Consider the following 8,964-nt stretch of genomic DNA (forward strand, 5'->3'; position numbering starts at 1 on the left):
ACCAAAGGGATCGTCTTCTCCTCCTCTTGTACGGTCTACGGTCAGCCTAAGGAGTTGCCCGTAACTGAGGAGGCACCTATCCTACCCGCCACTTCGCCTTATGGCAATTCAAAGCAGATCAATGAGGAGATCATTCGTGATACCATCCACTCTGGAGTGGACTTTAGAGCCATCTTGCTACGCTACTTCAATCCGATCGGTGCTCACCCATCGGCAGAGATCGGGGAGCTTCCACTTGGAGTCCCACAAAACCTCATTCCTTATTTAACGCAGACGGCAGCTGGCATTTGGAAGGAGCTGACGGTATTTGGGGACGACTACAATACACCCGATGGTTCTTGCATCCGCGATTATATCCATGTGGTGGACCTTGCGAAGGCACACGTGGTGGCAATTGATAGGCTACTAGAGGCTAAAGCAACTGAACCTCTGGAGGTATTCAACATCGGTACGGGGCGTGGAGCCAGTGTATTGGAACTGATCCATACCTTTGAAGAGGCAACCGGTGTAAAGGTGCCACATAAGATAGGGACAAGACGAGAAGGGGACATAGAGCAGGTGTGGGCCGACCCAACTAAGGCGAATGAAGTACTTGGTTGGAGGGCACAGAGCACGCTCCAAGAGGCGCTAAAGAGTGCATGGAAATGGCAACAAAAAATCACTAAGCCATAAAACTAGAAAACAAAGAAACAAAACTACATAACAACACAACTTACAACAAGCAATGAGACCAAATGAATTTGCCGTTTTCTCGGGAACTAAGAGCCTATATCTTACCGAGGAGATTTGCAAGAGCTTAGACTGCGAACTAGGGAAAATGCGTGTAGATCGTTTCGCCGATGGCGAATTTGCGGTCTACTATGAGGAGTCGATCCGCGGAAAGGACATTTTCTTAGTACAGTCTACACAACCCACCACTGACAATCTGATGGAGCTCCTCCTGATGATTGACGCTGCCAAGAGGGCAAGTGCACACTATATTACTGCGGTTATCCCCTACTTCGGTTGGGCACGCCAAGACCGTAAGGATAAGCCTAGAGTATCTATCGGTGCCAAGCTCATCGCCGATCTACTCCAGACGGCTGGTATCTCTCGACTGATTACGATGGACCTACATGCCGACCAGATCCAAGGCTTCTTTGATGTGCCAGTGGACCACCTTTATGCCTCCAACATCTTCGTTGACTATGTAAAGGAGTTGATTGAGAAGAATGAGATTTCTCACGAAAACCTGGTGATTGCTACTCCTGACGTAGGAGGTACTAAGCGTGCCAACACCTATGCCAAGACTCTCGGGGTACCTCTCGTGATCTGTCATAAACTACGTCTGCGTGCCAATGTGGTAGCTGAGATGCGCATTATTGGTGATGTAGAGGGCAAGGACGTGCTACTAGTAGACGATATCGTAGATACTGCTGGCACAATGACCAAGGCTGCTAACCTGATGATAGAGAATGGTGCTCGCTCGGTAAGGGCACTTGCTAGCCACCCAGTGATGAGCGATCCTGCCACCTCCAGAATAGAGGAGAGTGCACTGAAAGAGATGATTTTCACCAATTCGATCCCTTACACCAAGGGTGGAGAGAAGATCAATTGCCTATCTGTGGCTCCCATGTTTGCCGAAGCGATTCGTCGTGTGGTAGAGCATGAATCTATCAGTGACCTTTACTCTATGTAATCAATAGTGGCTTCAAAAGAAGTTCATAAGAATAATGAAGAGAGACAGTGCTCCCAACGATCACAGGGAGAGCTGTCTCTCTTCCGATTAAAGCTACTAGAGTGGTTTAATGCTCATGGGCGTATCCTCCCCTGGCGTGGCATAGACGACCCCTACAAGATATGGGTGTCGGAGATTATTTTACAACAGACGCAAGTGGCACAAGGGTGGGACTACTACCACCGATTTATCACTGCCTACCCCGATGTGCAATCTCTAGCCAAGGCGAAAGAGGAGGAGGTGCTACTCTTGTGGCAAGGATTGGGCTACTACTCTAGAGCCCTGAATATGCTCACTGCCGCCCGCCAGATAGTGGATGCATTTGGTGGCGAGTTCCCAAAAGAGGAGCGAGAGGTGGCCTCACTTAAGGGGGTTGGTCCCTACACTACTGCAGCGATCATGAGTATCGCCTATAATGCCCCTTTGGCAGTGGTGGATGGCAATGTATACCGCGTCCTTTCTCGTGTAGAGGCGTGTGAAACTCCAATTGATACCACCCCTGGACAAAAGTATTACCGTGCCCTTGCCCAAGAATTTCTAGACCCTGAAAGAGCTGGGAAGTACAATCAAGCCATGATGGACCTAGGAGCTACTATCTGCACACCCTACAACCCTGATTGCGCCCAATGCCCTGTAGCCAAACTTTGTCACAGCAAAGAGAAGCCAGAGCTACTGCAACTACTCCCTATCAAGGCAAAGAAGACAGCCGTAGAAAACAGATACATTGACTACTTTCTACTCCTTGATGGCGATAAAATGTGGGTGGAGCGACGGGACAAGAAAACGATTTGGAAGGGTCTCTACCAATTCCCCATGCACGAGCAGAAGAAAGAGTTTCTCACGGAGAAGCAACTCCATAAGCAATATGGCGGAGAATGGAAACTGGTAGAAACGATAGATCTGCCAGACCATCGGCTCACACATCGGCTGCTACATATCAAGGTACATACCTATCAATGGCAAGGGAAGATTGCCCCATCACTTCCTGCACCACTAGAGCAAATAGCAATTAGCGAGCATCATCTGTATGCATTTCCAAAGCCGTTACGAGCCTTTCTGAATAAGCACTTCAAGTGAAAACATTTGCATTGAATTTGCATTGACGAGCAGAAAGTCTTATATTTGGTCATTAGATAATTAGTAAACACCGATCAATAAATCAAGTAATCTATGTCGACAACAGATCTAAGCCATTACGACCCGAGCCAAGTACCTTCGGGAGAGAAGAAGAAAGTCACCGTTATTGTCTCTGAGTGGAATAGTGACATCACCTTTGCCCTAAGAGATGGAGCAGTGAAGACCCTCCGTGAATTTGGTGTGCGAGAGGATGATATCGTGGTACGCTACGTACCTGGTAGTTTTGAGCTACTTTATGCCACTGCCAAGACGCTCCAATTTGGCAATTGTGATGCGATCATTGTACTCGGGAGCATCATCAGAGGCGAAACCCCTCACTTCGACTATATTTCGGAGAGCGTGATGGTGAACCTGGGCAATCTTAATACCCATACCAAGCAACTATCGGGCTCTACCTACGTACCTATTATCAATGGCGTACTAACCACCAACGATAAGCAACAAGCCCTCGATCGTGCTGGTGGCAAACTAGGCAATAAGGGGGTAGAGGCAGCTGTCACTGCCCTCAAGATGCTAAGATTCTAAAAACTACTGACAAAAAAGAGGGACCTCGTCTAGATCCCTCTTTTTTGTCAGTAGTTTGGGTAATTATAAGTTGAGAGTGTTGCACGCGTGGTACGCATACAACACTCTCTTTCATATTAACTTATAACCGTAAAAGGCTCTAGCTGTATTCTAATTTCTCCTTGGAAGTCAATAAGTCTATTTTCACGAGTGGAAATGGTAAAACCTCCATCCTGACAGTAGAATAGGAACTCTGCAAGAGTCATCTTGACTTGTAGCTTTCCTAAACCCTCATGACCAGAACCATAGGCACCTGAGTGATTGAGCTCGAGATCAATTGTTACCTCTTGATTAAGTTTTCGCTCCATAGAGAAACGACTTCCAAACATAGGGATTTTTATCTCTATAGCTTTAGTGAAATCAAGGCGCCCACTAGGCACTACAAATTCATCCATTCCCTTCTCAAGATTGAGATAGGAGTTCTGAGGAATATTCAAGAACTGCTGGCGTCCCCTTCCTGGAACAGAGATGTATCCCTTTCCATAGACACGAACTTTACCAATACCCTTAAACCCTGCTGTAGCACGGATACCTGAAGCATTCATCTTAACACGTAATTCCTTACACTTAGGAATGAATATGCTCTCCTTGGTATTGGCTGTGCCAGTGTAGTGCACCTGAGCAGGAGCATTGTTGTCCACGAAGTTGAGCCCTATAGCAATTGGCTCAGCAGCAGTAAGTGGAAATTGATTGGCTAGTGATTGCTTAAAGGCTTCCCACCCTTGTGCTATCAGCACACCATGATCAAAACTAGTACCGCCTACCATAGAGGCATTGACAATGGCTTCGTCACGGATCTTCTTGTAATAACTCTCAGAGAAGGCACTCCACATAGATCCTTCAGTAGCTCCCTTACCACTTAGATTAAAAGCAGCTTTGACCTCATCGCTAGAGTAGTTGCTAGAAATCATAATATAGTAGGCTCTTCCATACTCGATATTACTAATGTAGAGCGGACGACTACGATCTTTCAAATAGGCTTGTAAGTCGTAATCCATCACGAGACAACCATTGGGTCGGTCCATAGCAACGCTATAAGCCGATTGAATAAATTTCACCAATATATTGGTACGCCTCTTAATACGTGCAATTTCTAGCTTAAAGCCAATACTCTGCAGATATTCAGATAGCCCATCAATATTAAAGCCACTATTGGTACCACTCTCTTCTGAGATCTTGATATCTCTAATCTCAGTGCTGGTACGTGCTGCAGAAGGCTTAAAATCATTACTCATCCAGCCATTTACCACATCGCGGTACTGACTAAGCTTTGGCATAATAATCTGTGAGTGAATAGGATTACCTGTAGAGACAAGGGCTGTAGAGATAGTAATAGGCTGAGTAATGACCCCTGCTAGAGGGACAAAACTACCATCGGATACCGAACGGCCTTGCAACACATTGCCTAAGAAGATTTGATCGCTCTTACGATCAAAAACAAACTGCTCAGAGTAGAGGAAGTCATCTCGATTGGCATTGCGCGTTCTAGAGATGGTCACCCCATTTCTATCGGACTGTAATAGCATTTGGCGGAATGCTGCACCATTATTATCAAATGTAATAGGTGGTACTCCTACTGCATAATCGTGGAATAGATTCATATCACTTCCACTATTATAATTGAAGTAGGTGCGCTGACCGCCCTTGATCTCTTCAACTCCAGGAGCAGCTCTTAGACCCTTAAGCCCAGCTGGTACAGGTATTGGATTGACAGGAATTTCAGGTTCCACACCAGGTGTATTGTCATTATTATCACCATTTTCTCCTGGGGTGTTACCAGGGTTATTCTCTGGGTTATTTTGCCCTTCACCATCCTTTGGCTCCTCTTTATTAACCTCCTCCTTCTTCTCTTCTGGAGTTACAATAATATTTTGAGTACAGCCAACGGACGAAGCTATAAGGGCACCTGTTAGCATCAATGCTAATATATTATTCTTTTTCATACTTTTCCAGTTATAATTGTTGGAAAAAAGATTGTGCTCATCTATAGTTTGGATTACTGATAATTACCAGTAACTACAGGATCTAGCCTAATATCAAGGGCTACGCTATAATTAATGCCAGCACCAAGTCCCTTGGTCTCAACCTGAAGCACCCCATCCTGACAGTCGAAGATAAAGTCGCGCAGAGGCTTCTTGATATTGAGCTCTATAAGCTCCTTGCCATCAATCAGACCATTCATACCGGCAAAGTTGAGCTTCACATGTATCTCGACAGGTTGATCGTAATAACCCGCCTTATCTTTATTGGCAAAGCTAGAAAGTAGGATACGGGCACTTTCCTTATTGGTACTATTGCGTACATCTCTAAAGCTATCACCCGTCTCAATGATAAGAGGATTTTTCTTGGTGTTGTTGAGCAACGTAATAGTTTTATGACCTACAGCTGTAGGAATCTTGATGGTCACCTCTCCAGCCACATTGGCCTTCTTGAACTTGGCGTAAGTAGCTTTGATACCAGTAAGCTGTGCTCCGAACTCAAGTGTATTTTGCTTGTTTGGAATAAAGATCGCCTCTTGTAGTGGCATCTCAGTAGCCTTCATCACACGAGCACGAGAATTATCATCAACGAATCTAAGATTAATAGCAATAGGAGCTGCATTACGGATATTGATAGGCTGTGCAAGGATGTTCTTAAGTCCTGTACCAGATGTCATCAATGCTGTATGATCTTGCTGGCTTCCACCAATTACCACATATTGCACCTGTGAATTGTCCATAACATGGCTATAGTTGAAGCTACCGCCACCACCTTGGCTCATACCAAAGATCATCTTTTGCATTGCCTCAACACTAGCACGTAGGTCTACTGCAAGAGCATCGCTAGAGAAGAGTGCATAGCAAATACGTCCGTAGTGGATATCACTCACATAGACTGGCTTATAACCATTAAGCCCCTCAGTATTAATATTGTGCAGGAGACCAAACTGTGGTAAATCCATAGACACGGTAAATAGATTTTGCACAAAGCGCACTAAGAGATGGCTCTTATACTTTGAAACATTAGCATCAAGTTCGAACCCTAGATCCATCAAGGTCTTCTGATTATACTTTGCAGAGATACCCCCTTCGTGGCTGATATCAACCTCCTGAATATCAAGAGTAGTCTTTACAGCTGACTCCTCTGGGAAACCCTGGAACACATCAATCAAAGCGTCTCTATAAGTAGAGGTAGATGGTACCTCAATCACCTTTGACTTGAGAGATGTAGCATCAGTCCCTTGAGTAGCAAGCCAGTTACCAGAGATCGTTATAGGATTCACAGCGTATTGTGCCACGGTAGCAAAAGCACCGTTGGTGATCTGGTCACTCTTTAGTACCATACCTGGGTAGACACTCTCCAGGTACTGAGCTAGCACTAATGGCTCACTGTAGGTAGCCTTTTCATATCGCTTTTTATTGCGATATAGCTTTACGCCATCTAGCAGTTTATCACCTTCGTACCCACTACCAGGCTCATTACCGATATTAGGGTCGGTAAGCACTCCATTATTATTGTAGATTTTGCCATCACCAGGCAGAGACTTTACCTCCACCACTTTTTTGCCTTGGGTATCATCACCTGCAAACATACCATTAGGAACGGCATAAGTTCGTAGTGTGTTGATTATAGCATCACCCGTAAGGAGGTTAGGGTTGTTGGGGTTATCAGGATTCTCTCCAGGATTATTAGGAGTCTCATCCTCAACTTTCTTCTCGTCGATCTTCTTCTCGACCTCCTTCTCAATCTCCTTTGTAACTTGAGTAGGAAGATTGGTACATTGCACTAAGCCCAAAGAGAGCGTTGCAGCCAATAGGGTCCATTTGAATGTTTTCATCTTTTTCAACATCTATCTATCAGTTAATATGAATATTGTTAGTATTGCTCTGGTATTAGTATCCAAATTAATATCGTTGCATTTATTTTATGATGCAAATATTATAATTATTAATAACATAGCCAAGAAAAAGGCAGTAAAAATCAACTTTTGGCAACAAATAGGTCGGCAAAAGTCCGTTTTATTTAACTTTATACATAATATTAATACATTTAACCTACAGATGGTGCTTATAGCAAATCTTAAGGCAACATATAATGGAACATAAATCACAAAACTAGAGAGCGTTCCACGTATGTTGTCATTTTGAGTAAGGATCTCTACCGAAGTACTAACTCTAAATGGTGTCCTTCGTTTCGTCAACAAACCCCTCTTGTATCAACCACATATTCCGTATGCGTGCGGAATGGATTCCGCAGGGCTACGGAATACGTTCCGCACGCATACGGAATGCATTCCGCACCCTATGCGGAATATGAGGTCGGTATATTATCGCATTCCTGAAAGGGTAGACACTATGTCTCCTCTATTCCTGAAAGAGTAGACAAATTGGGAATGATGTATGAAGGGGCTATCTCGAACTTTTGGTCGAATGTGCTGAGACTTTGCACTAAGGCGATCAGCTTCGTTGCTTTCGTGAAACAGTCTCAACAAAAAAGGCGAAGCATAAGCCTCGCCTAACTTGTCTGGAAATATATATCTGGATTTAATTATCGTTCACCAAAGTAGAGTGGATAGAAGTACTCTGGGCGATGGAAATCCGGTTTATCAGCCTTTACAGGCATCCAAGAGACGAAGTGTGGAGCTGCTGTCTTATCGCCACACTTGTAGAGATTAGCCAAAAGATGATTGGGAAATGGCTCTCTATTAATATCCAATCCCAGAATCTCGAATGGGATAAATACCGAAACCCAAAAAGTATGGACTCCCTGTGGACGGTCAAATATTAAGCCCATTCGCTCACTTGTTACTCGCTTGATAGAGCTATACTCTGCACTTGAAAGAGAGGAGCTGACGTACCGACTAGCTCTATGAGCCGCATCACAAGTACCGATACAATTGAATTCAAAGTTATAATACCGCTTCTCGCCCGGCACCTGCAAGAATATCTCCACGCAGCTATCCTCGTGCACTCTATTGCCATCCTCAGCGTAGCTAGCCTTAAGACCTATTCCTTTGCTCCAAAAGCGACAGTAAATACCCTTAGTAGAATAGGCTAAATCTGCTATTGTCACTGGTTTATAAGGATATTCATCAGGCCAATTAGCTGTCATAATGGGCAGACGCAATGCTTTGGTCTCCATCACCATTTCTTGAGATGAAAGATCCAATGCATCCAATACGGGCAGAAAAGGTATGACATACTTAAATGAATCCATGGCAATATAAATATTATTTGACTATCTAAGATTTGCTCCAAATATACTTAAATATCCGACATCTCCACTATTTTATTCTAAAAAATAACTAACTACGGGATATAGGCGCCTAGTTGCGTGTAATATATCACATTTGAAGAGCCTTGTGGACAATCATAGAATACCCTTCCCCAAAGATTTCCTCTCTTGGGGAAGGGTATTGTATCATTATTAAAATAGAGGGGTGAGATTAGTACTCCTCTTCATTGAAAAAGAAATCCTCCTTACTTGGATAGTCAGGCCAAATCTCCTCAATATTATCGTAAATCATCTCATCATCCTCTATCTCTTGAAGATTTTCAATCACCTCC

The 8,964-nt window shown here is 44.1% G+C and carries 7 protein-coding genes and 1 pseudogene; 4 read left to right on the plus strand and 4 right to left on the minus strand.

Annotated elements, in window-relative coordinates; genetic code table 11:
- From galE to ribH, 4 genes are all read left to right on the plus strand, one after another.
- Positions 1-672: UDP-glucose 4-epimerase GalE (gene galE / locus QVO39_RS08595; protein ID WP_288171959.1), on the plus strand; the 672-nt coding region annotated here is incomplete at its 5' end.
- Between the two features lie 52 nt (positions 673-724).
- Positions 725-1,678: a ribose-phosphate pyrophosphokinase gene (locus tag QVO39_RS08600; protein WP_021903820.1), complete on the plus strand. Its 954-nt coding sequence runs from the start codon at positions 725-727 to the stop codon at positions 1,676-1,678.
- A gap of 6 nt (positions 1,679-1,684) precedes the next feature.
- A complete protein-coding gene (mutY, locus tag QVO39_RS08605; protein WP_021903821.1) occupies positions 1,685-2,794 on the plus strand; it encodes an A/G-specific adenine glycosylase in 1,110 nt (369 codons plus the stop codon).
- 93 nt (positions 2,795-2,887) lie between these two features.
- Complete coding sequence (gene ribH, locus QVO39_RS08610; RefSeq protein ID WP_021903822.1) at positions 2,888-3,379, plus strand: 6,7-dimethyl-8-ribityllumazine synthase; 492 nt, start codon at positions 2,888-2,890, stop codon at positions 3,377-3,379.
- Positions 3,380-3,495: 116 nt separating this feature from the next.
- Here the strand turns inward: ribH and QVO39_RS08615 are convergent, their stop codons facing one another.
- The 4 genes and pseudogenes from QVO39_RS08615 to QVO39_RS09190 all read right to left on the minus strand — a co-directional run.
- Positions 3,496-5,361: a thiol-activated cytolysin family protein gene (locus tag QVO39_RS08615; RefSeq protein ID WP_021903823.1), complete on the minus strand. Its 1,866-nt coding sequence runs from the start codon at positions 5,359-5,361 to the stop codon at positions 3,496-3,498.
- Between the two features lie 53 nt (positions 5,362-5,414).
- A complete protein-coding gene (locus QVO39_RS08620) occupies positions 5,415-7,235 on the minus strand; it encodes a thiol-activated cytolysin family protein (RefSeq protein WP_288171960.1) in 1,821 nt (606 codons plus the stop codon).
- Positions 7,236-7,945: 710 nt separating this feature from the next.
- Complete coding sequence (locus tag QVO39_RS08625; RefSeq protein ID WP_021903826.1) at positions 7,946-8,614, minus strand: carbohydrate-binding family 9-like protein; 669 nt, start codon at positions 8,612-8,614, stop codon at positions 7,946-7,948.
- A 229-nt stretch (positions 8,615-8,843) separates the two neighbouring features.
- Positions 8,844-8,964, minus strand: a pseudogene (locus QVO39_RS09190) (DUF2795 domain-containing protein); the annotation flags it as partial.

This window comes from Porphyromonas sp. CAG:1061, assembly GCF_000435035.1.
Classification (GTDB): Bacteria; Bacteroidota; Bacteroidia; order Bacteroidales; family Porphyromonadaceae; genus Porphyromonas_A; species Porphyromonas_A somerae.

Bases quoted from the DNA above. Each gene is read 5' to 3' on its own strand.
- QVO39_RS08600 (WP_021903820.1), top strand. From the start codon at position 725: ATGAGACCAAATGAATTTGCCGTTTTCTCGGGAACTAAGAGCCTATAT.
- ribH (WP_021903822.1), top strand. From the start codon at position 2,888: ATGTCGACAACAGATCTAAGCCATTACGACCCGAGCCAAGTACCTTCG.
- QVO39_RS08615 (WP_021903823.1), bottom strand. From the start codon at position 5,361: ATGAAAAAGAATAATATATTAGCATTGATGCTAACAGGTGCCCTTATA.
- QVO39_RS08620 (WP_288171960.1), bottom strand. From the start codon at position 7,235: ATGAAAACATTCAAATGGACCCTATTGGCTGCAACGCTCTCTTTGGGC.
- QVO39_RS08625 (WP_021903826.1), bottom strand. From the start codon at position 8,614: ATGGATTCATTTAAGTATGTCATACCTTTTCTGCCCGTATTGGATGCA.